We start from the raw sequence: 20618 nt of genomic DNA on the forward strand, positions 1-20618 counted from the left end.
TCCCGCAGTCGGCAGGCCCTCGGCGCTCGGGCGGCCGTTCACCGGGCACCGGCGTGCATCGGGACACCGCGGTGGATGCCGGTGCGCAGCTCCAGGGCCACCGCGATGTCCGAGGCGTCCGGGCGGTCGGCGGCTCTCAGATCGGCCACCGTCCACGCCACGCGCAGGACCCGGTCCAGGCCACGGGCGGTGAGAATGCCCCGCTCCATGTCCCGCTCGGCCGCCATCAGCGCTCCGGGAGCCGCGAGCAGCCGGGTGCGGAGCTCATGGCCCGGCACCTCGCTGTTGGTGGTCCAGGGCGTGCCCGCCAGCCGTTCGGCGGCCCGCACCCGGGCCTGCCGCACCCGGTCGGCGACCTCGGCCGAGGTCTCCCCCCGGCCGCCGCGCCCCATCAGGTCCGCCCGGTCGACCGGCTCGACCTCGACCCGGAGGTCCACCCGGTCCAGCAGCGGGCCGGAGAGCCTGGCCTGGTACCGGCGGATCACGGAGGGCGGGCACTCGCAGCCCGCACCGGCCAGTGTGTGCCGACCGCACGGGCAGGGGTTCGCGGCCAGGATCATCAGGAACCGGGCGGGCAGCCGCACCACCCCCGCAGCCCGGGCGACCACCACGTGCCCGGATTCCAGGGGCTGGCGCAGCGCGTCCAGCGCCCGCCCCGAGAATTCCGGGGCCTCGTCCAGGAAGAGCACGCCCCGATGGGCCAGCGAGACCGCTCCGGGCCTCGGCAGGCCGTTGCCGCCGCCCACGAGCGACTGCATCGTCGCCGAGTGGTGCGGTGCGCAGTAAGGCGCCCTGGTGACCAGGGGTTCGCCCGGCGGGAGGATGCCCGCCACCGAGTGGACCGCCGTCACTTCGAGGGATTCCTGCCGGGTCAGCGGGGGCAGGATCGCCGTGATCCGCTCGGCCAGCATGGTCTTCCCCGCACCGGGCGGCCCCGAGAGCATCAGGTGGTGCCCGCCCGCCGCCGCGACCTCCAGCGCCTTGCGCGCCCTGGCCTGGCCTGCGACGTCCGCCAGATCGGGCCGGTGCCCCGCGCCGGCGGTACCGAGCACGGCGAGTCCCGCGCCGACGCACGCACCCGGCACCATCAGCCCGGCCGGCCTGGCGTCGGGACGGCCCCGGTCGGCGGCGGGCTCGTCCGGCACCGGTTCGTCGCCGAGCACGGCGATCAGCTGGCGCAGGCTCCGCACGCCGAGGACGGAGACGCCCGGTACGAGGGCGGCCTCGCCCGCGGTGTGCTCGGGAACGACGACCTGGCGATAGCCCGCCTCCGCCGCCGCGAGCACCGCGGGCAGCACCCCGCGTACCGGATGCACCCGGCCGTCCAGCCCCAGCTCACCGATCATCACCACATCGGCGATCGCCGCCGGGTCGATCCGCTCAGCCGCACCGAGCACCGCACACGCGACGGCGAGATCGAAACCCGATCCGCTCTTCGGCACGGAGGCCGGGGACAGCCCTACCGTGAGCTTCTTCTGCGGCCACTCCGCCCCGGAGTTGACCACGGCGGCCCTGACCCTGTCCCGGCTCTCCACCAGGCTCTTGTCCGGCAGCCCGACCAGCGTGAACGCCGCCACGCCCGGCTCCAGGTCGGCCTGGACCTCCACCACCACACCCTCGACGCCCACCAGCGCGACCGAACACGCCCGCGCGAACCCCATCAGGCCACGCCCCGCACATGCTCGACGACCGGCGCCCCGCGCCTGGGCAGGACCACGCCGACCAGATCGATCCTGACCCCGCCCGGTGGCGGTCCGCCGTGCCGGTCCAGCCAGACCTCGGCGAGCCGCCGCAGCCGGTCGGCCTTGGCCGGTGTGACGGCCTCCATCGGATGCTCGAAGGATCCCGCCCTGCGGGTCTTCACCTCACAGACGACCACCGCGTCGCCGTCCCTGGCCACGATGTCGATCTCTCCCGTGCGACAGCGCCAGTTGCGCTGCAGTACGGACATGCCGGCGTCGGCCAGCAGCCGCGCCGCCACATCCTCGCCGTACCGCCCGAGTGCCCCCCGTGCGTTCATATCGGCACCACCTCCGGCACCGACTCTGACGTGCCCCGCCCGATCTGTTGGATCTTGGTGGATAACCCGGTCGTTGTGTATATCCCGGCCACCCGGACGAGTGAGGCAGCCCCGGACGGAGGTCCGCGCGAGGGCGGATCAGCCACTCGGAAGGCGACCAGGGATTGTTTTGTGAGTCGCTGCGCGGCCACGACACGTCGGCCGCGATGATGAACTCCGACCGTAGTGGGCCACTCGCTGCGCGTAGCCGGGATTGACGGTTGACGGACCCGACCGGTCAGCCGGCTGGCCGATCGGTCGATGAGTTCCGGGCCGTACGGAGGTCACAGCCCGCAGACCGCAGAACCGCAGAACCGCAGACCCGAAGACCCGAAGACCCGAAGACCCGAAGACCCGAAGACCCGCAGACCCGCAGACCGCAGACCGCAGACCGCAGGCAGCCTGACGCGCTCGCACCCGAAGGAGACCCATGGCAAAGCTCATCTACTCGATGATCACCTCGCTCGACGGCTACGCCGAGGCGGCACAGGGCGACCTCGGCACCGGGGCCGAGGACCAGGAGGTGCATACCTTCGTCGGCGACCTCTTCCGCCCCGTCGGCACGTACCTCTACGGCCGCCGGATGTACGAGACGATGGCCTACTGGGAGACCGCGCACACCGAGCCCGACCAGCCGCCGCACATCCTGCGGTACGCCCGCGACTGGCAGGCCGCGGAGAAGATCGTGTACTCCACGACGCTGGATTCGGTGTCCAGCGCGAAGACCAGGATCGAGCGAACCTTCGACCCGGAGGCGGTGCGCAGGCTCAAGGCCGAGGCTGATCACGACCTCACCGTCGACGGCCCGAACCTCGCGGCCCAGGCGATCGCGGCCGGTCTGGTGGACGAGTACCACCTGTTCATCACCACGAGCGTGGTCGGCGGCGGCAAGCGGTTCTTCCCCGACGGCGTGCGCCTCGATCTCGAGCTGGTCGAGGAGCGCGCCTTCGCCGGCGGACTGATCTACGCGCGCTACCGGACCCGCTGAGCCGCACGGGTCGATCTCACCCGCCGGCGGCCGACCCGGGCAGGTGGGACCGTGCCGTGGTCGAGGATCCCGTGCCGTGGTCGAGAATCCGTGTCGTGATCGAGGATCCGTGCACGGGCCTGACCGTCAGCTCACCGCGCCCTGCCATTCGGCCATGTCGCCAGGGGCGGGCCGGGGCCTTCGTGGGGAAGCCGGATGGCCGGATCTCAGCTGCCCGGAAGTTCGAGATCGCTCTTGTTGAGCTCCTCGATGTTCACATCCTTGAAGGTCAGCACGCGCACCTGCTTGACGAACCTGGCGGGGCGGTACATGTCCCAGACCCACGCGTCCGCCATGGAGACCTCGAAGAAGACCTCGCCCTGGACCGAGTGCACCTGCATCTCGTAGTCGTTGGTGAGGTAGAAACGCCGCTCGGTCTCGATCACGTATTTGAACAGACCGACGACATCGCGGTACTCCCGGTAGAGCTTCAGCTCCATCTCGGTCTCGTACTTCTCGAGGTCCTCGGCGCTCATGGCATGTTCCCCTTCAGCCGTGCGTCCCCCCATTGTGCGTCAGCCGCCCGCACCCCTGGCCTATTAGACGATTTCGGGGGCGAGAACCAGCGGAACGCGTGGGGGACCCTCGTCGAGCAGCGTGCGCAGCAGCCCGGCGAGCCTGGTCGGGTACACCGTCTCACGCGTCGTGAGAAGTTCGGCGGAAGTCCACCACCTCAGACCCGCGACACTGCGCCGCTCCAGTTCCGTGAGGCCCTTCTGGTCCGTGGTGGTCTGTGCCGTTCGAGCCAGGAAGTACCACTCGTCCTGCTCCCAGCGTCGCCCGTCGAACGGGAACGAACAGATGCGCGTCCACAGCACGGGGCCGAGCTCGACGTCCGTGATGCCGGTTTCCTCGGCGAGCTCACGCAGTGCCGCGGCCTCCCGGCTTTCGTCGCCTTCCAGGCCGCCGCCCGGTGTGAACCACCAGCTCGTCGCCGGGTCCGCGGGCTCGAAACCGTGGAGCAGCAGAATCCGGTCGTCCGGGTCCAGGAGCACGACCCGTGCGACCTCGCGCGCCTCAGCGGTCACCGGAGGAGACCCCCGCCCGGTTCCCGACGGCGGAACGGGCCGCGAGCGGCCCGTAGGAGGCCCCGCCGAGGATGAGGAGCAGGCCCGCCACCAGCGCGCCGATCTGCAGCGGCAGCGGCCCGCTGGACGACACCCCGCCGGGCAGCGCCGCGAAGGCCGCCGGGCGGTCGAGCATGCCGTTCACGGGCCAGGCCACGGCATCCACCCGTGCCTCCACGGCGCTGCGCGGTACCGACCCCTGCCCCGGGTCCTCCAGGTGCACCCGCGAGTCCATCGAGGTCGCCCGCTCGTCCCCGAGGAGGAAGAGCTGCCCGTCGGGCACGTCGGCGGTGAACTTCTGGACGGAGGCGGGGCCCCCACCGTCGGCCGGGACGAGCGCGGCCCCGCCCTTCGCCCGCAGGTACGGTTCCTCGATCGGCTTGCCGTTGACGGTCAGCCGTCCGTCGGCGTCGCAGCAGGCGACCTTGTCACCGCCCACTCCGACGACCCGCTTCACCATCGGCACGTCGCCCCAGGCCGAATCCGTGAAGACGACCACATCTCCGCGGCGTACGTCGCCGCCCCCTATCCGCTGCGCGAGCACCCGATCCCCGGCGTTCACCGTCGGGGACATCGAGTCGGTCGGCACGGTGTACGGCTTGTACACCACCGCTCCCCAGGCGAAGCCGCCGAGGAAGAGCACACAGCCGACGGCCACGGCCAGGTTCGACAACATGGTGCCGAGCCGGCCGCGGCCGCCGTCCGTACGTCCTGTTCCGCTCATCCCAGCGCTCCCCCATCGAAGATCGACAATCGCTGATCCGAGTCGGCACCCTACCCGGCGGTACGCCCGCTGGTCAGCCTCCGGCGACGCCAGAACACGAGGGGCAGCGCTCCGGCTACACCGAGTGCTCCCGGCACCACGGCGGCCGCGGCGTTCAGCCCCGGCTGGTCGAAGGTGCTCGGGACCGGCAGGGTCGCCCAGCGGTTGACCGGCCACGCGATGACGATGGCCCGTCCGACGACCTCGTCCGTGGACACCGTGCCCTGTCCGGGCAGTTCCTGGTGGTAGCGGGAGTCAAGCGAATTCTGGCGGTGGTCACCCATCACCCAGATCCGGCCCTCGGGCACCTTGATCGGGCCGAAGGGCTCGTCGTCGCAGGCGCTGTTGCCCTCGAAGATGAACGACTTGTCGTCCAGTGCCTTGCCGTTGACCGTCACCGGCCCGTTCTTCTTGCACTGCACGGTGTCGCCGCCGACCGCGACCACACGCTTGATCAGGTCCTTCTCCTCGGCGGACGGCATCAGTCCGATGAAGCTCAGGAACTTCTGCACCGCGTTCGGTTCGGGCGTCGCGGTGTCCTCGAGCCAGCCGCCCGGGTCGTGGAAGACGACGACCTCGCCGCGCTCGGGCTCCGAGCCGAACCACGGTGTGAGCTTGTCGACCAGCACCCGGTCGCCCCGCTGCAACGTGTTCTGCATGGAGTCCGAGGGGATCGAGAACGCCTGCACCAGGAACGTCTTGATCAGCAGCGCGAGAATGAGCGCGATGCCGATGAGGATCGGCAGTTCCTTCCAGAAGGAGCGCGGCTTCCTCTGTGCCGTACCGCCGTCCCGGGAGCCGTCGTCACCCTCCGCGTCCACCGGGATCCCGCCGTTCGAGGGCCGGTCCTCGGGTTCGTCGTGTCCGGATCGTGCGCCGACCGCCAAATCCCCCACATCCACTCCTCACTCCGTGCCACCGCCCACGCGCGATTCGGCGCAGGCCCACCACTCCCATAACGAGCGGGAGTTCCGCAGGGGTCGGGAGCAGGATCATTCCGTTGCGATCCTGGGAGGACACACTATTCGACGGGACGGCCCCAGCCGTCGTCCCGGCGCTCCCGTCGGGGACCGAGGCGAACGTTCCGGGTTCCTCCAGCCTCCGCCAGTGACCGAGCGGCCAGGCGATCACGACGGCCCGTCCCACGACCTCGTCCTCCGAGACCGTGCCCCCGCCCGGTCCGTCGAGGTGGAACCGGGAGTCGGCCGAATTGGACCGGTGGTCCCCCATCACGAAGATGCGGCCCTGCGGAACCTTTACCTCGAATTGGAGCGTGGACGGCTCGTTGCCGGGATGCAGGTAGGGCTCGTCGAGCGGTACGCCGTTGACGGCGACCTTCCCGTCCGTGCCGCAGCACTTCACGGTGTCGCCCCCGACGGCCACCACACGCTTGATCAGATCCTGCTCGTCGTCGGAGGGCAGCAGTCCGATGAACGTCAGGAGTTCCTTGACCTGTTTGACGCCGACCGGCGGGTCCTGGGTGTCGGCGCTCTCCTGCCGCAGCCAGCCGCCGGGGTCCTTGAAGACGACGACGTCACCGCGCCGTGGTTCGGAGCCGAACCACGGTGTCAGTTTGTCGACGAGTACCCGGTCGCCGATCCGGATCGTCTGCTCCATCGATCCGGACGGGATCACGAAGGCCTGTACGAGGAAGGTCTTGAGCACCAGGGCTATCAGCAGCGCCATCAGGACGAGGAGCGGTATCTCCCTGATCGCGGACCTGCGGCGGCGGCGCTTCACCTTGCGGGCCAGTTTCCGGCGTTCGGCACGGGTCGGCAGCGAGCGGGCCGTGGTCGGCCGGCTGCCGGTGGGCAGCGGGACGTCCGGGTCCGGCTCTCCGCGCCCGCGCCCCCGGTTACCCATGCGAGGCGCCCGCCGGCCGTATGCCGGTGAAGGCGCCGGTGCCCTCCAGGGAGCCGATCCTGCCGAGCGGCCAGCCCAGCCAGTCGACGCGCCCGATCACCCGCTCGACGGGCACCATGCCGCCTCCAGGCTGTCCCAGGTGGTCGCGGGAGTCACGCGAGTTGCCGCGGTGGTCGCCCATCACCCACAACGTGCCGTCGGGGACCACTATGTCGAAGGCGACCTCGGACGGCTTGTCGCCCGGGTACAGGTACTCCTCGACCACCGGGCTGCCGTTCACCTCGAGCGTCCCCCGCTCGTCGCAGCAGACCACGCGATCGCCCCCCACGCCCACCACCCGCTTCACGAAGTCGGTCTCGGCGGGTTCGGCCAGCCCCAGGGACGCGGCCGCCCCGCTCAGCAGGGCGGTGACGGGGTTCTCGTCGGGCGTCTCGTGCACGAAGGAGCCGGTGCCGTCGAAGACCACCACGTCACCACGCCGTGGCTCGGAGCCGAAACGGTACGCCAGTTTGTTGACGAGCACCCGGTCCCCCACCTTCAGTGTGGGTTCCATCGAGCGGCTGGGAATGAGGAAGGGCTGCAGTACGAACGCGCTGAACAGCAGCAGGGCGACCGTGCAGAGCATCCCCAGGAACACCGCCCGCCCCCAGGACATCGTCTCGGCGGCGGGGTCCGTGACATGCGTGAAGCGCGACCCCTCCTCCGTCCCGTCTGCGGGGGCTGAGGAGCGATCGCGCTCCGTGTGCTGTGCTTCCGTGTCCATCGGAGCCGGATCCTATCCGGCCGCGCTGTGGACGCCGGAGGGGAATCAGCGGTCGCGCTTCTCCTTGATCTTCGCGGCCTTGCCGCGCAGCTCACGGAGGAAGTACAGCTTGGCGCGACGGACGTCACCGCGGGTGACGAGCTCGATCTTCTCGAAGATCGGGCTGTGCACCGGGAAGGTGCGCTCGACGCCGACGCTGAAGGAGACCTTGCGGACCGTGAAGGTCTCGCTGACGCCCGAGCCCTGGCGGCGGATGACGACGCCCTTGAACTGCTGGATACGGGAGCGGTTGCCCTCGATCACGCGCACGTGGACGTTGACCGTGTCACCGGGGCGGAACGCCGGGAGGTCGGTACGGAGCGAGGCGGCGTTGACGCCATCGAGCAGGGAAGCCATGTTGTCTGCTTTCTTCGCCGATGCCACAGGTCATCGACGGGAGAGGTGAAGTTCGGATGCTGATCACATCGGGCGGGCGTCGTTCCCCCTGTGGCAGGGGCGCACACCGGACGTACAGCGTAGCTATTCTTCCACGGCCTCGGGCCTGCGCCAAAATCGTCCGCCGGGCTCCGGGGACCAGCCGAGGATGGAGAGGATCTCGCGGTCCTTCTTGTCGAAGCCCGCAGGATCGCAACGCTCGATGAGATCGGGCCGGTTGAGGGCGGTACGGCGGAAGGCCTCGTCCCTGCGCCAGCGGGCGATCCTGCCGTGGTGGCCGCTGAGCAGGACGTCCGGAATACCGCGCCCGCGCCACTCGGGGGGCTTCGTGTACACGGGCCCTTCGAGCAGGTCGGCCATGGCCCCGGGCGCGAAGGAGTCGTCCCGGTGCGATTCGGCGTTGCCGAGCACGCCGGGCAGCAGCCGGGCCACCGCCTCCGTGATCACGAGGACGGCGGCTTCCCCGCCGGCCAGGACGTAGTCGCCGATGGACACCTCGACGACCGGCATCCGGGTGGCGTACTCCTCCGTCACCCTGCGGTCGATACCCTCGTACCGCGCGGGGGCGAAGACCAGCCAGGGCCGTTCCGAGAGCTCGACGGCCAGCTCCTGGGTGAACGGCCTCCCGCTGGGTGTGGGCACCACGAGCACCGGGGAGTGCGCCCCGGCCTCGTAACCGTCGGCCAGCGCCTCGTCGAGGGCCTCGCCCCAGGGCTCGGTCTTCATGACCATGCCCGGACCGCCGCCGTACGGGGTGTCGTCCACCGTGTTGTGCCGGTCGTACGTCCAGTCCCTCAGGTCGTGGACCCGCACGTCCAGGCTGCCCCGGGAGCGCGCCTTGCCGACGAGCGAGACGTTCAGCGGTTCCAGGTACTCGGGGAAGATCGTGACGACGTCGAGCCGCATCACGCGTCGCCCTTCGCCGCGTCGCCGTTCGCGTCGGCGTCGCCGCTCCCGTCGGCCGTCGTGCCGTCCGCCCCGTCCTCCGCGTCACGCGTGGACGCGACGACGGCCTCGCTCTCGTCGATCAGGCCGGGCGGCGGTGTGATGACGGCCCGCTGCTCCTCCAGATCGATCTCGCTGACGATCTCCTCGACGAACGGGATCATCACCTCGCTGCCGTCCGGACGCTCCACGATGAACAGGTCCTGGGACGGCAGGTGCGTGATCTCGGTGATCCGGCCGATCTCCGTACCGTCCGCCAGGACCACGTCGAGGTCCATCAGCTGGTGGTCGTAGAACTCCTCGGGGTCCTCGGGGAGTTCCTCCGGGTCCACGTCGGCGATGAGCAGGGTGTTACGGAGCGCCTCGGCGGCCGTACGGTCCCGTACGCCCGCGAACCGCAGCAGCAGCCTGCCGCTGTGCACCCGGCCGGCCTCGATCGTCAGGGGCCCCGTCTGTGCCGGCTCCGTGGCCAGGACGGCCCCGGGACCGAGCCGGAGCTCGGGCTCGTCGGTGCGCACCTCGACGGTGACCTCGCCCTTGATGCCGTGGGCGCGACCGATCCGCGCAACTACCAACTGCACGCTACTTCTCCCGGTGATGATGTAGGGACGACAAAGGCCGGGGACGGCTCGAAAGCCCTCCCCGGCCCCGGCCGGTGTTCAACTCTTTCAGCGAACCTGGTCCACATCGACGAGGTCGACACGGATACCACGACCGCCGATGGCACCCACGACGGTACGCAGGGCGCGCGCGGTGCGGCCGTTACGGCCGATCACCTTGCCGAGGTCGTCGGGGTGAACCCGGACCTCGAGCACGCGTCCACGGCGCAGGTCACGCGAGGCGACCTGCACATCGTCGGGGTTGTCGACGATGCCCTTCACGAGGTGCTCAAGAGCCTCCTCGAGCATGCTCAGGCCTCGGTCGACTCGGTGGACGCGGCAGCGTCGGCCGCCTCGTCCGCCTTCTTGTCCGACTTCTTGGCCTTCTGGGTGATGGCCTCACCCTTGGCCTCGTCGCCGTCCGAGGTGAGGGCCTCGAACAGGGCACGCTTGTCAGCCTTGGGCTCCGGCTGCAGCAGCGGCGCGGGGGCCGGGAGACCCTTGTGGGCCTGCCAGTCACCGGTGAGCTTCAGGATCGCGAGGACGGGCTCGGTCGGCTGGGCGCCGACGGACAGCCAGTACTGCGCGCGCTCTGCGTTGACCTCGATGCGCGAAGGGTTCTGCACCGGGTGGTACAGGCCGATCTCCTCGATGGCCCTGCCGTCACGGCGGGTACGGGAGTCGGCGACGACGATGCGGTAGTGAGGCGAACGGATCTTGCCCAGACGCTTCAGCTTGATCTTGACTGCCACGGAAGTGGTGTCTCCTGGTCTATGACGTGGTTGGGCACAACAAGATGCCACGTGGGGTTGCGGTACTCGGAGTGCCCGACGGACGCGTCAGTCGGAGGAGAGAGGGGTCCTATGCGACTGTCGAGTACAGCTAGCCATTGTGCCACACCACATCGGGTCACCCCACCGCGACCGCCGCTTCGGGGATACGGAACGGCTTGCCGCACCCGCCGCAGACGATCGGCGCCTGGGCGAGGACCGAAGGAACGACGCGGACATTGCGTCCGCAGTCGCAGACGGCCTTGACCCGCACGCCCCCTCCGGAGGAGCCGTGCCGGGCGGCGGGGCCGCGGAAGGAGCGCTTGGTGTCGGCGGCGGTGGCCACGGTGTGCGCCTTGAGAGCGCGCTGGAGCCGTTCCATCGTCGGGCGGTATCTGCGTTTGGCCTCGGGATTCAGCGTCACCAACGAGAATCCGCTGCTGGGGTGGGGCTCCTCGGCATGGTCGAGGCCCAGCTCCTCGGCGATCGCGAGGAAGCGTCGGTTGTGGTAGCGGCCTGCCCGCGAGGTGTCCCGGACACCTCGTGCGGCGGCGATGCCGTGGACTGCCTCGTGGAGCAGTCGTTCGAAGGAGAGCTCGGCGCCACAGGCGGACGAGGACTCTCCGATCAGGGACTCTGGCGCGGCGAGATCGGGCAGCTCGGAGTGGTACCGCTGAATGTCGGCCCACGCCTGTGCCAGCTCTGCGGCAAGTACAGGTGGTGTCGTGCTCACGTCGTGATAACGAGCCTGGGGGCTCCGGTGTTCCTATTCCGGGGCATCCCAAATAATTTGCACGTACCAGTCAGTTGCCGCTGATGCGTCCGGAGGGTGGCGGGTGCGCAGATCTGCGGAGAAGTCACACAGCTCACACCAAGACGGTACGTAGCGTGTCGTACGCACCGCCTGTGGACGGGCCCCCGTGAGCGACACTACCCGGCCCGGAAAGGCCGCCACGAACCCGTGCGGCACCGGGCCCGGAGCCCTTCGACGTGCTGCGCCCCGCGTGTCGGGTAAGACTGTGAGGAGCGAGCAGCAGGCGTGCCGCTCCCGGCGGCCACCACCATGACCGGGAGCCGGGGCGCACGACCGGAGCACGCGAGCAAATGCCATCCGACCCGGCCGACCCCTGGACGGGACCGCGGATGCGGAGTTCTCTGGCATACGGGGGCTGTGGGCGCACGGGAAGGTGGCGCGCGCACGGCACGGCAGGCACGGAGTGCGGCACACGCACCATGTGACGCACGGAGCACGGCGCACCTGTACATGGGGGACCTCACTCGGGCACGACCGACCTCTCGGCGGATTGGGGCGCATTCCATGACACCAACGCTCGTCCGGCACCACAGGTATGCGGACTCGTCCGCCACGGTGGACGCCGGTACCCGTGCCCGTGACTGGGCCGAGATCCAGGAGCGCATGCTGGCACCGCTCTACGAAGCGGTGTTCGAACGGCTCGAGGTCGGAGCCGGCACCCGGATGCTCTCCATCGGCTGCGGTTCCGGGCTGGCGCTGCTGATCGCGGCCTCCCGCGGGGCGCGCGTCACCGGCTGCGACACCGACCGTGAACGACTCGCCCTGGCGCGCGAGCGCCTGGTGTCCGGTCCGGGGCAGGATCCGGCCGGAGCGGCCCCGCCGGCGCGGGCGAGGCTGGTGGACGGGGTGCCGTCGGCGGCGGCTCCGGCCGGGGACGCGCCGTACAACCTGCTCACCGCGTTCAATCCGATCGGCTGCGCGGCCGGTGACTCCGAGGGGCTCGCGCCCGCTATCGGCTCGGCCGTCCCGCTGGCCGCGCGTGGGGCCAGCGTGGTGCTGACCGGCTGGGGACCGCCGGAGCGCTGCGCCACCGCACCGGTGCTCCGGGTGGCGGCCCGTCTCGCCGAGTCGTCGCGTACCGCGCGCTCCGGGAGCGGCTGGCGCCCGGCGTTGCGGGACGATCTGGAGGAGGTGGCGGCGCGGGCCGGGCTGAAGCCGGACGGCTCGGGCCGGGTCTCCTGCCCGTTCGGTTACGCGGACGTGGACAGCGCGGTGCGCGGTCTGCTGTCGACCGGGCTGTTCGACGCGGCGATCCGGGCGACGGACCGCTCCCAGACGGAGAAGGAGGTCGCCGAGGCGCTGCATCCTCACGTGCGGCCCGACGGCACGGTCTGGATGCCGAACGTCTTCCGCTACCTGGTGTGCGTGACCTGACGGCCCGTACGGCACGACGAAGGGGCGCCCCGCCGAGCGAGGCGCCCCTTCGGTGTCCGTGGCAGGCAGGCCAGGTCAGCCCATGAACTTCTTGAACTCGTCCGGCAGCTCGAAGTTCTTGTCCTCCTGGGCCGGCAGTCCGAAGGCGCCGCCCTGCGCCGCCGCCTGCTCGCGGCGGGCGGCCGCGGCCTGCTCCTCGGCCTTGCGCTTCATCGGGTTGCCGCTCTTGCGCTTGCCCTTGGCCTGCTTGACCTGCTTCTTCTGGCGACCGGGGCCGCCACCCATGCCCGGCATGCCGGGCATCCCGGGCATGCCGCCGCCCTGGGCCATCTTCGACATCATCTTGCGGGCCTCGAAGAACCGCTCGACGAGGTTCTTCACGGCGGACACCTCGACACCCGAACCCTTGGCGATCCGGGCCCGGCGCGAGCCGTTGATCACCGTGGGCTCGGCTCGCTCGTGCGGGGTCATCGACTTGATGATCGCGGCCGTGCGGTCCACGTCCCGCTCGTCGATGTTGCTGATCTGGTCCTTGATCTGCCCCATGCCGGGCAGCATCCCGAGCAGCTTGGAGATGGAGCCCATCTTCCTGACCTGCTCCATCTGCGCCAGGAAGTCGTCGAGCGTGAAGTCCTTGCCCTTGCTCGACGCCAGCTTGGAGGCCATTTTGGCGGCCTCTTCCTGGCTGAAGGTCTTCTCCGCCTGCTCGATCAGGGTGAGCAGGTCACCCATGTCGAGGATGCGGGACGCCATGCGGTCGGGGTGGAAGGCGTCGAAGTCCTCGAGCTTCTCACCGTTCGACGCGAACATGATCTGCTTGCCCGTGACGTGGGCGATCGACAGGGCGGCACCGCCGCGGGCGTCGCCGTCGAGCTTGGAGAGCACCACGCCGTCGAAGCCGACGCCGTCGCGGAAGGCCTCGGCGGTGTTGACCGCGTCCTGGCCGATCATCGCGTCGACGACGAAGAGGATCTCGTCGGGGCTGACGGCGTCGCGGATGTCCGCGGCCTGCCGCATCAGCTCCTGGTCGATGCCGAGGCGGCCGGCGGTGTCGACGATGACGATGTCGTGGACCTTGGTCCTGGCGAACTCGATGGAGTCCTTGGCGACCTTGACCGGGTCACCGACGCCGTTGCCGGGCTCCGGCGCGTACACCGCGACACCCGCGCGGTCGGCGACGACGCTCAACTGGTTGACGGCGTTGGGGCGCTGGAGGTCACAGGCGACGAGCAGCGGGGAGTGGCCCTGGCCCTTGAGCCAGAGTCCGAGCTTTCCGGCGAGGGTGGTCTTACCGGCGCCCTGCAGACCCGCGAGCATGATCACGGTCGGCGCGGTCTTGGCGAACCGGAGCCGCCGGGTCTCGCCACCGAGGATGCCGACGAGCTCCTCGTTGACGATCTTGATCATCTGCTGCGCCGGATTCAGCGCCTGGGAGACCTCGACCCCCCGCGCCCGTTCCTTGACGTTGGCGATGAAGGACCGGACGACGGGCAGGGCGACGTCGGCCTCGAGCAGGGCGATACGGATCTCGCGAGCCGTGGCGTCGATGTCCGCCTCGGACAAGCGGCCCTTGCCCCTGAGGTTCTTGAAAGTCGCGGCAAGGCGGTCGGAGAGAGTATCGAACACGGCGCTCGTCGGTCCTCAGGGTCGGGGGTGGGTGGCAGGTCAATCGCCCTCCAGGGTATCCGGACCCCGCCGAACGCGAATACCTCGCCCGTTTTTCGTGGCGAACGGCCCGGTCCGGGCCTCCGTCACACATGGCGTGAAGAGCCGGTGCCGGGGTTCACCCCAGCGCCTTCTGCACCTCCCTGGCCACCTCCGCAGCCCGTTCCCCGGCCAGCGGGGCGCCGTCCGCGCCCGTGACGTAGAAGGCGTCCACCGCGTTGGCGCCCAGCGTCGACACATGGGCGCTGCGGACCCGTACGGCGGTCTGTTCCAGCGCCCGGCCGATCCGGTGCAGCAGCCCGGGGGCGTCCTGGGCGCGTACCTCGATCACCGTGGCGAGCCGCGAGCCCGCCGCCGCGACGGTGACCCTGGGCGGCGGCGCCTTGACCCCGCGGCGCCTCGGGTAGGCGGCCTCGCGCTCGGCGAGACGGGCCGGGATGTCCAGGGAGCCGTCCAGGGCGCGTACGAGGTCGGCGCGGAGCCTGGCGGCCTGCGGGAGGGATCCGTACTCGGCGGCGACCCGCCAGCTGAGCACCAGCAGGTCGGCCGATTCGCCCAGCTCGGTGGGGAGCTCGACGGCGCGCAGGTCGGCTGCGCGGACGGTGAGGCGGTGCAGGGCGAGCACTCCGGCCGCCGCGGGCAGCACGCCGGGACGGTCGGGGACCGCGATGAGGAGTTCGACGCCGACGGGTTCCGGTTCGCCGTCCTCGGGGACGGCCTGGGGGTGGGTGTGCAGGGACAGGACGGGCTCACCGGTGCGGAGCGCCTCGACGGCGAGGCGTTCCTGCTCGGCGCTGGGCGCGAGCGGTTCCGGTTCGGCGGGCTCCTCGCCGGCGAGGAGCGCGGCGACGCGCTTGACCAGGTCCCTGACGAGGGAGGCGCGCCAGGAGCTCCACGCGGCGGGGCCGGTGGCCAGCGCGTCGGCCTCGGTGAGGGCGTGCAGGAGCTCCAGCGTGGAGGCGCTGCCCACGGCGTCGGCGACGGACCGCACGGTCGCGGGGTCGTCCAGGTCACGCCGGGTGGCGGTCTCGATGAGCAGCAGGTGGTGGCGTACGACGGTGGCGATCACCCCGACGTCCTGCTTGTCGAAGCCGATGCGGGCCGCCATGTCGCGGGCGATGACCTCACCGGCGACGGAGTGGTCCCCGGGCCAGCCCTTGCCGATGTCGTGGAGCAGCGCCGAGACCAGGAGGAGGTCGGGGCGGCCGACGCGGCGGGTGAGGGAGGCGGCGCGCACGGCCGTCTCGACGAGGTGGCGGTCGACGGTCCAGGTGTGGACGGGGTTGCGCTGCGGCCTGCAGTGGACCCGCTCCCAGTCGGGCAGGAGCCGGGTGATGATGCCTTCCGCTTCCAGTGCCTCCCAGACGCCGACGGTGGGTTCGCCGGCACCGAGCAGGGTGACGAGCTCCTCGCGGGCCTCCGGGGGCCACGGCACGGGCAGGGGCTGGGCGGCGGTCCTGAGGTGGCGTACGAGGTGGCGGGAGAGCGGCAGTCCGGCCTCGGCCGCCGCGGCGGCGGCCCTGAGGGTGAGGACGGGGTCCTTCTCCGGGCGGGCGGTGCGTGCGAGGACGACTTCGCCGTCCGCCTCGACGACGCCTTCGGCGAGCGGGGTGCGTTCCGGGGCAACCTTGGCGCCGCCGCCGAGGATCGCCCGCAGCCGGGGGCGTACGGAGCGGGCGCGCAGGACGCGGTTGACCTCGCGCCAGGTGACGTCGGTGGCGTACGAGACGGTCCTGGCGGCCTCGTACACCTGGCGCAGCAGGGCGTCGGCGTCGAGGAGGCCGAGGGCTCCGGCGACCTGGTCCTGTTCCTGGAGGGCGAGGCGGTCGGTGGCCCGGCCGGTGGTGAGGTGGAGGGCGTCGCGTGCGTCGAGGAGGGTGCGGCGGGCTTCGGCGAGTCCTTCGCGGGGGGCGTCGGCGACCCAGGAGGCGGCGACGGCACGCAGTGCGGTGGCGTCGCGGAGACCGCCGCGGGCCTCCTTGAGGTCGGGCTCCAGGAGGAACTGGAGCTCGCCCATGCGTTCTGCCCGTTCCCGGCAGAGCTCGTCGAGGGCGGGGAGTCGTTTGGGGGCCTGGTTGCGCCAGTCGGCGAGGATGGTGGTGCGCAGTCCCGCGACCAGGCCGAGGTCTCCGGCGACGGGGCGCGCGTCGAGCAGTCCGAGCTGGACCTTGAGGTCCTCCCCCGCGGTCGCGCGTGCTTCGCCGGGGGTGCGTACGGAGTGGTCGAGGGCCAGCCCGAGGTCCCAGACGGGGTACCAGACTCGGTCGGCGAGTGCCGCGATCGCCGCGGCGCCGGCGCTGCCGTCGTGCAGGAGCAGGAGGTCGAGGTCGCTGCGCGGGGAGAGTTCACCGCGGCCGTACCCGCCGACGGCGACGAGGGCCGCGCCCCGGACGCCCGACTCCTCGGCGGCCGTGGTGAACAGGGCGGTCAGCCAGTCGTCGGTGAGGCGGGCGAGGGCCGCACGGCGCGGCGGCCCGGACTGCGTCTTCTCCTGGAGAAGGCGCAGCCGGGCCGCCGCGTAGCCGCTGGGTCCCGAGTCCTCGGATTCCGTGGTCACTTCGGTGCTCGTCACCCAGCTGCCTTTCCGTTGACTGGAACCGTCGGTCAGAGTGCGTCCGGGCCGCGTTCGCCGGTCCGTACGCGGATCGCGGTCTCGACCGGGACGCTCCAGACCTTGCCGTCACCGATCTTGCCCGTCCGGGCGGCCTTGACGACCACGTCGATGAGCTGTTCGGCGTCCTCGTCCTCGACGAGGACCTCGATGCGGATCTTCGGTACGAGGTCGACGGTGTACTCGGCGCCCCGGTAGACCTCGGTGTGTCCGCGCTGCCGCCCGTAACCGCTGGCTTCCGTGACCGTGAGGCCCTGGACGCCGAAGGCCTGGAGGGCCTCCTTGATCTCGTCCAGCCTGTGTGGCTTCACGACTGCGGTGATGAGCTTCATGCGTCCACCTTCTTGTTCGTCGGGGCTGCCGTGGCGCCGGGCGCCGGAGGTGCGGTGCGCGTGGCCGCGCCGCCGCCGGCGCCGCTGAAGTCGTATGCCGTCTCGGCGTGCTCGACCTGGTCGATACCGGAGATCTCGTCGTCCTCGGAGACGCGCATCCCGATCGTCCTGTCCAGGACGAAGGCGAGGGCCGCGGAGACGACCAGAGAGTACGCGAGGACCGCGAACACTCCGACGGCCTGCTTGCCGAGCTGGTCGAGGCCGCCGCCGTAGAAGAGGCCCTTGGCGTCGGACTGCACTCCGCCGGTGGCGAAGAAGCCGACGAGGAGGGAGCCGATGATGCCGCCGACGAGGTGGACGCCGACGACGTCCAGGGAGTCGTCGTAGCCGAGCTTGTACTTGAGGCCGACGGCCATGGCGCACAGGACACCGGCGATGACGCCGATCGCGATGGCGCCCAGCGGGCTGACCGCACCGCCCGCGGGGGTGATGGCGACGAGACCGGCGACGGCGCCGGAGGCGGCACCCAGGGTGGTGAAGGAGCCGTGGCGGATCTTCTCGTAGGCGAGCCAGCCCAGGACGGCCGCACCGGTGGCGACCTGCGTGTTGACGAACATGACCGCGCCGACACCGTCGTCGTTGCCGAGCCACGAGCCGGCGTTGAAGCCGAACCAGCCGAACCACAGGAGGGCGGCGCCGAGCATGACGAGCGGCAGGCTGTGCGGCCGCATCGGGTCCTTCTTGAAGCCGACCCGCTTGCCGATGACCAGGATCACGCCGAGCGCCGCGGCACCCGCGTTGATGTGGACGGCCGTACCGCCGGCGAAGTCGATGACGCCCATCTCGAAGAGCCAGCCGCCCGCGCCCCATACCCAGTGGGCGACGGGGAAGTAGACGACGGTGACCCAGAGGGTGATGAAGAGGGCCCACGAGGTGAACTTGACCCGGTCGGCGAGGGCGCCGCTGATGAGGGCCGGGGTGAGCACGGCGAACATCAGCTGGAAGACCGCGAAGACGTAGGTCGGGATGGTGTAGCCGTCCCACAGTTCGGTGACGCCGATTCCGCTGAGGCCGACGAAGTCCGAGCTCCAGCCGATGACGGAGCCGACGTCGGTGCCGAAGGCGAGACTGAATCCGTAGAGCACCCACAGGATCGTGACGATCCCGAGGCTGATGAAGCTCATCATCAGCATGTTCAGGGTGCTCTTGACGCGGACCATGCCTCCGTAGAAGAAGGCCAGGCCGGGGGTCATCAGCATCACCATCGCGGTGCAGATGAGCATGAACCCGGTATTGGCGGCAGACAGCGTCGGGGCGTCTGCGGCAAGCGTCGTGATGCCTGGGGGCATCGGCGTCTCCTCGTCGTCGGTGCGGCCACGTGCGGGGGTGCGGGACCACGGTGAAAAGGTGCGGGCCGGTTATGCGCCATGAGATTCGCGCAGCACGGTTTCCACGAATGCCGCACGATGTTTCACCGCAGTGACGAAGGAGCGTGATGTGTTACGTCCGAATGAACCGCGAGTGTCGGAGCCGTTGTGCTGCCTACCATGCTGGCTGCGCCGCATACGGTGCGGCGATGACCCCGAAAAGGTGAACCGGCCACGACGGCCACCCGCTGACCTGGCAATGGGGGAGCCGAGTCGGGCTGTACGGGATGGCTGTCGTGGCCGGTGGCAGGAGGGCCGGTCAGACCGCTTCGGCGGTCTCCGGGAGCTGTTCGGCGAGCAGGTCGGTGAGCCGCGCGACCGCGGGTACGTCACCGAAGTCCCTGGCAGCGGTGTCGACGGTCTTGCGGAGCCGGGTGTTGACGCGCTCCGACCTGACCTTCTTGGCGATCCTCAGGGCCGCGGTGGCCGGCACGGTCGACTCCTCGGGCTCCCGCTTGATGAGATGGACGGTCGCCATGCCGATCAGATTGAGCGCGTAGGACCTCTGGTGCTCGTCGTCGTCACCGAAGAGTTCGACGGCGCGGGACATGACGGGTTCGGCGAGCGAGGCGTACGTGGGGCTGCGGCCGGCGACATAGGCCAGGTCACGGTAGGAGTGCGCGTTCTCCCCGTGCAGCTCGGCGTCGGAGAAGAAGCGGATCCAGTCGGGCTCGGGCTCGTCGTCGAGCACGGCGTCGGCGAAGGTGTCCTCGGCCATCCGGACCGCTCGTTTGCACTTGCTGGGCTGGCCCATGTTGGCGTACGCGCGGGCCTCCATCGCATACAGCATGGCCTGGGTGCGCGCGGTGGCGCAGTCCCGGCTGCCGTACTGGGCGAGATGGATGAGTTCGAGTGCGTCGTCGGGCCGTCCGAGGTGAATCATCTGGCGGCTCATGCTGGACAGGATGTACGAACCCAGTGGCTTGTCCCCGGCCTCTTTCGAGGCGTGCAGGGCGAGCACGAAGTACTTCTGGGCGGTGGGCTGGAGGCCCACGTCGTAGCTCATCCAGCCCGCCAGTTCGGCCAGTTCGGCGGCGCAGCGGAACAGGCGCCGGGCGGTCTCCGCGGGCTGGGGCTCCTGCAACAGATCGGTGACCTCGTGGAGTTGGCCGACGACGGCCTTGCGGCGCAGACCGCCGCCGCACTGCGCGTCCCACTGGCGGAACATCGCCGTGGTGGACTCCAGCAGGTCGAGTTCGGGGCGGGAGAGCCGTGAGGGGCGGCTCTCCGTGGAGGTCTGCGCCGGCTCGGGCTGCCCCGAAGGGGTGACGGGCACCAGCCAGCGCTGCATCGGCTCGATGAGGGTGGGGCCCGCTGCCAGGGCGAGGGAACTGCCGAGGAAGCCCCGCCGGGCCAGCATGAGGTCGCTGCGGGAGAACTCGCTGAGCAGCGCGACGGTCTGGGGGCCCGCCCAGGGCAGGTCCACCCCGGCCACCGAAGGCGACTGGTGGGCGGCGCGCAGCCCGAGGTCCTCCACGGCGACGACCGCGCCGAAGCGTTCGGAGAAGAGCTCGGAGAGGATGCGCGGGATCGGCTCACGGGGCTGTTCGCCGTCGAGCCAGCGCCGCACCCGGGAGGTGTCGGTGCTGATGTGGTGGGCGCCCATCTGGCGCGCTCGCCGGTTCACCTGGCGTGCGAGCTCGCCCTTGGACCAGCCGCTGCGCACGAACCAGGATCCCAATTGCCCGTTGGGGCGCTTCCCGGCGTTCGTCTCGCCTGCGCCGCTGCCACTCACTGGAACGCCCCCATCCCGCCGAAACCTGTCGCGCGAACCTCTATCAGAATGCCGTGCATCGGTGCTGCCCGTACGGACGTTGTGCGCCGTCGAACGGAGAAGCGGGTTGCCTGGGGCATACCCGTCGGCGCATGCAATTGCAGGGTTCGAGTACCGACGGTAATCCCACGATCACCGCCCCGGCGAGTGTGATTGCTGAAACGCCACCATTCGCCACCCCTTCGGATGAACCCGCTCGGCACGGTCCACGATTCACTTGACATGCCGCGATCAGAGGTGAGCGGAGTGAAGCATTCAGGGGCGCGCGGCGGGGTCGCGCACCCCATGCCCGCACCGTGCACTGCCGAGTGCACGGTGGCGACGGAGGAC

General features: G+C 70.6%; 21 protein-coding genes. 2 read left to right on the forward strand and 19 right to left on the reverse strand.

The genetic code is table 11. The features are described 5' to 3' along the window. Nucleotides 1-38: 38 nt before the first annotated feature. Entirely contained in the window at nucleotides 39-1661 is a 1623-nt protein-coding gene (locus tag ACFWVP_RS26780) for a YifB family Mg chelatase-like AAA ATPase (RefSeq protein ID WP_384500416.1), read from the reverse strand. Then, nucleotides 1661-2020 (reverse strand): YraN family protein, encoded by a 360-nt coding sequence (locus ACFWVP_RS26785; protein ID WP_384500417.1) that lies wholly within the window; start codon nucleotides 2018-2020, stop codon nucleotides 1661-1663. The genes ACFWVP_RS26780 and ACFWVP_RS26785 overlap by 1 nt, the downstream gene beginning before the upstream one ends. A gap of 469 nt (nucleotides 2021-2489) precedes the next feature. On the opposite strand from ACFWVP_RS26785, the gene ACFWVP_RS26790 reads away from it, so the two are divergent. Further along, a complete protein-coding gene (locus ACFWVP_RS26790) occupies nucleotides 2490-3047 on the forward strand; it encodes a dihydrofolate reductase family protein (RefSeq protein ID WP_384500419.1) in 558 nt (185 codons plus the stop codon). 206 nt (nucleotides 3048-3253) lie between these two features. Here ACFWVP_RS26790 and ACFWVP_RS26795 read toward each other — a convergent pair whose 3' ends face one another. From ACFWVP_RS26795 to ACFWVP_RS26850, 12 genes are all read right to left on the reverse strand, one after another. Further along, nucleotides 3254-3562 (reverse strand): DUF2469 domain-containing protein, encoded by a 309-nt coding sequence (locus ACFWVP_RS26795; RefSeq protein WP_005311352.1) that lies wholly within the window; start codon nucleotides 3560-3562, stop codon nucleotides 3254-3256. Nucleotides 3563-3625: 63 nt separating this feature from the next. After that, the gene (locus ACFWVP_RS26800; RefSeq protein WP_384500421.1) at nucleotides 3626-4114 is read right to left on the reverse strand and encodes an NUDIX hydrolase; all 489 of its coding nucleotides are present in this window, start codon (nucleotides 4112-4114) and stop codon (nucleotides 3626-3628) included. Beyond that, complete coding sequence (gene lepB / locus ACFWVP_RS26805; protein ID WP_384500423.1) at nucleotides 4104-4877, reverse strand: signal peptidase I; 774 nt, start codon at nucleotides 4875-4877, stop codon at nucleotides 4104-4106. The genes ACFWVP_RS26800 and lepB (ACFWVP_RS26805) overlap by 11 nt, the downstream gene beginning before the upstream one ends. Nucleotides 4878-4927: 50 nt before the next feature. Continuing rightward, nucleotides 4928-5803 (reverse strand): signal peptidase I, encoded by an 876-nt coding sequence (lepB, locus tag ACFWVP_RS26810; RefSeq protein ID WP_384500499.1) that lies wholly within the window; start codon nucleotides 5801-5803, stop codon nucleotides 4928-4930. After that, the gene (lepB, locus tag ACFWVP_RS26815; RefSeq protein WP_384500424.1) at nucleotides 5721-6779 is read right to left on the reverse strand and encodes a signal peptidase I; all 1059 of its coding nucleotides are present in this window, start codon (nucleotides 6777-6779) and stop codon (nucleotides 5721-5723) included. Before lepB (ACFWVP_RS26815) ends, lepB (ACFWVP_RS26810) begins: the two co-directional genes overlap by 83 nt. Next, nucleotides 6772-7542 (reverse strand): signal peptidase I, encoded by a 771-nt coding sequence (gene lepB / locus ACFWVP_RS26820; protein ID WP_384500426.1) that lies wholly within the window; start codon nucleotides 7540-7542, stop codon nucleotides 6772-6774. Before lepB (ACFWVP_RS26820) ends, lepB (ACFWVP_RS26815) begins: the two co-directional genes overlap by 8 nt. Before the next feature lie 45 nt (nucleotides 7543-7587). Further along, nucleotides 7588-7938 (reverse strand): 50S ribosomal protein L19, encoded by a 351-nt coding sequence (gene rplS, locus ACFWVP_RS26825; protein ID WP_056791121.1) that lies wholly within the window; start codon nucleotides 7936-7938, stop codon nucleotides 7588-7590. Nucleotides 7939-8061: 123 nt separating this feature from the next. Continuing rightward, nucleotides 8062-8883 carry a tRNA (guanosine(37)-N1)-methyltransferase TrmD gene (trmD, locus tag ACFWVP_RS26830; RefSeq protein ID WP_384500501.1) on the reverse strand — a complete coding sequence of 274 codons (822 nt, stop codon included), beginning with the start codon at nucleotides 8881-8883 and terminating at the stop codon, nucleotides 8062-8064. Then, on the reverse strand, nucleotides 8883-9503 hold the full coding sequence (rimM, locus tag ACFWVP_RS26835) for a ribosome maturation factor RimM (RefSeq protein ID WP_384500427.1): 621 nt from the start codon (nucleotides 9501-9503) through the stop codon (nucleotides 8883-8885). The genes trmD and rimM overlap by 1 nt, the downstream gene beginning before the upstream one ends. 87 nt (nucleotides 9504-9590) lie before the next feature. After that, nucleotides 9591-9830: an RNA-binding protein gene (locus ACFWVP_RS26840; protein ID WP_014153811.1), complete on the reverse strand. Its 240-nt coding sequence runs from the start codon at nucleotides 9828-9830 to the stop codon at nucleotides 9591-9593. Between the two features lie 2 nt (nucleotides 9831-9832). After that, nucleotides 9833-10273, reverse strand: a complete 441-nt coding sequence (gene rpsP, locus ACFWVP_RS26845; RefSeq protein WP_384500429.1) for a 30S ribosomal protein S16 — start codon at nucleotides 10271-10273, stop codon at nucleotides 9833-9835. Nucleotides 10274-10430: 157 nt separating this feature from the next. Beyond that, nucleotides 10431-11024: a hypothetical protein gene (locus tag ACFWVP_RS26850; RefSeq protein ID WP_267001366.1), complete on the reverse strand. Its 594-nt coding sequence runs from the start codon at nucleotides 11022-11024 to the stop codon at nucleotides 10431-10433. A gap of 585 nt (nucleotides 11025-11609) precedes the next feature. On the opposite strand from ACFWVP_RS26850, the gene ACFWVP_RS26855 reads away from it, so the two are divergent. Next, nucleotides 11610-12479 carry a methyltransferase domain-containing protein gene (locus tag ACFWVP_RS26855; RefSeq protein WP_384500431.1) on the forward strand — a complete coding sequence of 290 codons (870 nt, stop codon included), beginning with the start codon at nucleotides 11610-11612 and terminating at the stop codon, nucleotides 12477-12479. A 75-nt stretch (nucleotides 12480-12554) separates the two neighbouring features. Here the strand turns inward: ACFWVP_RS26855 and ffh are convergent, their stop codons facing one another. The 5 genes from ffh to ACFWVP_RS26880 all read right to left on the reverse strand — a co-directional run bounded on the left by ffh (nucleotide 12555) and on the right by ACFWVP_RS26880 (nucleotide 20249). Next, complete coding sequence (ffh, locus tag ACFWVP_RS26860; protein ID WP_384500433.1) at nucleotides 12555-14105, reverse strand: signal recognition particle protein; 1551 nt, start codon at nucleotides 14103-14105, stop codon at nucleotides 12555-12557. 157 nt (nucleotides 14106-14262) lie between these two features. Then, complete coding sequence (locus ACFWVP_RS26865) at nucleotides 14263-16716, reverse strand: [protein-PII] uridylyltransferase (RefSeq protein ID WP_384500435.1); 2454 nt, start codon at nucleotides 16714-16716, stop codon at nucleotides 14263-14265. Between the two features lie 32 nt (nucleotides 16717-16748). Continuing rightward, nucleotides 16749-17087 carry a P-II family nitrogen regulator gene (locus tag ACFWVP_RS26870; RefSeq protein WP_014048583.1) on the reverse strand — a complete coding sequence of 113 codons (339 nt, stop codon included), beginning with the start codon at nucleotides 17085-17087 and terminating at the stop codon, nucleotides 16749-16751. Then, nucleotides 17084-18436, reverse strand: coding sequence for an ammonium transporter (locus tag ACFWVP_RS26875; RefSeq protein WP_384500437.1), 1353 nt, complete (start codon nucleotides 18434-18436; stop codon nucleotides 17084-17086). The genes ACFWVP_RS26870 and ACFWVP_RS26875 overlap by 4 nt, the downstream gene beginning before the upstream one ends. 337 nt (nucleotides 18437-18773) lie before the next feature. Then, complete coding sequence (locus tag ACFWVP_RS26880; protein WP_384500438.1) at nucleotides 18774-20249, reverse strand: hypothetical protein; 1476 nt, start codon at nucleotides 20247-20249, stop codon at nucleotides 18774-18776. Between the last annotated feature and the right edge of the window lie 369 nt (nucleotides 20250-20618).

The organism is Streptomyces sp. NPDC058637 (genome assembly GCF_042717325.1).
Classification (GTDB): Bacteria; Actinomycetota; Actinomycetes; order Streptomycetales; family Streptomycetaceae; genus Streptomyces.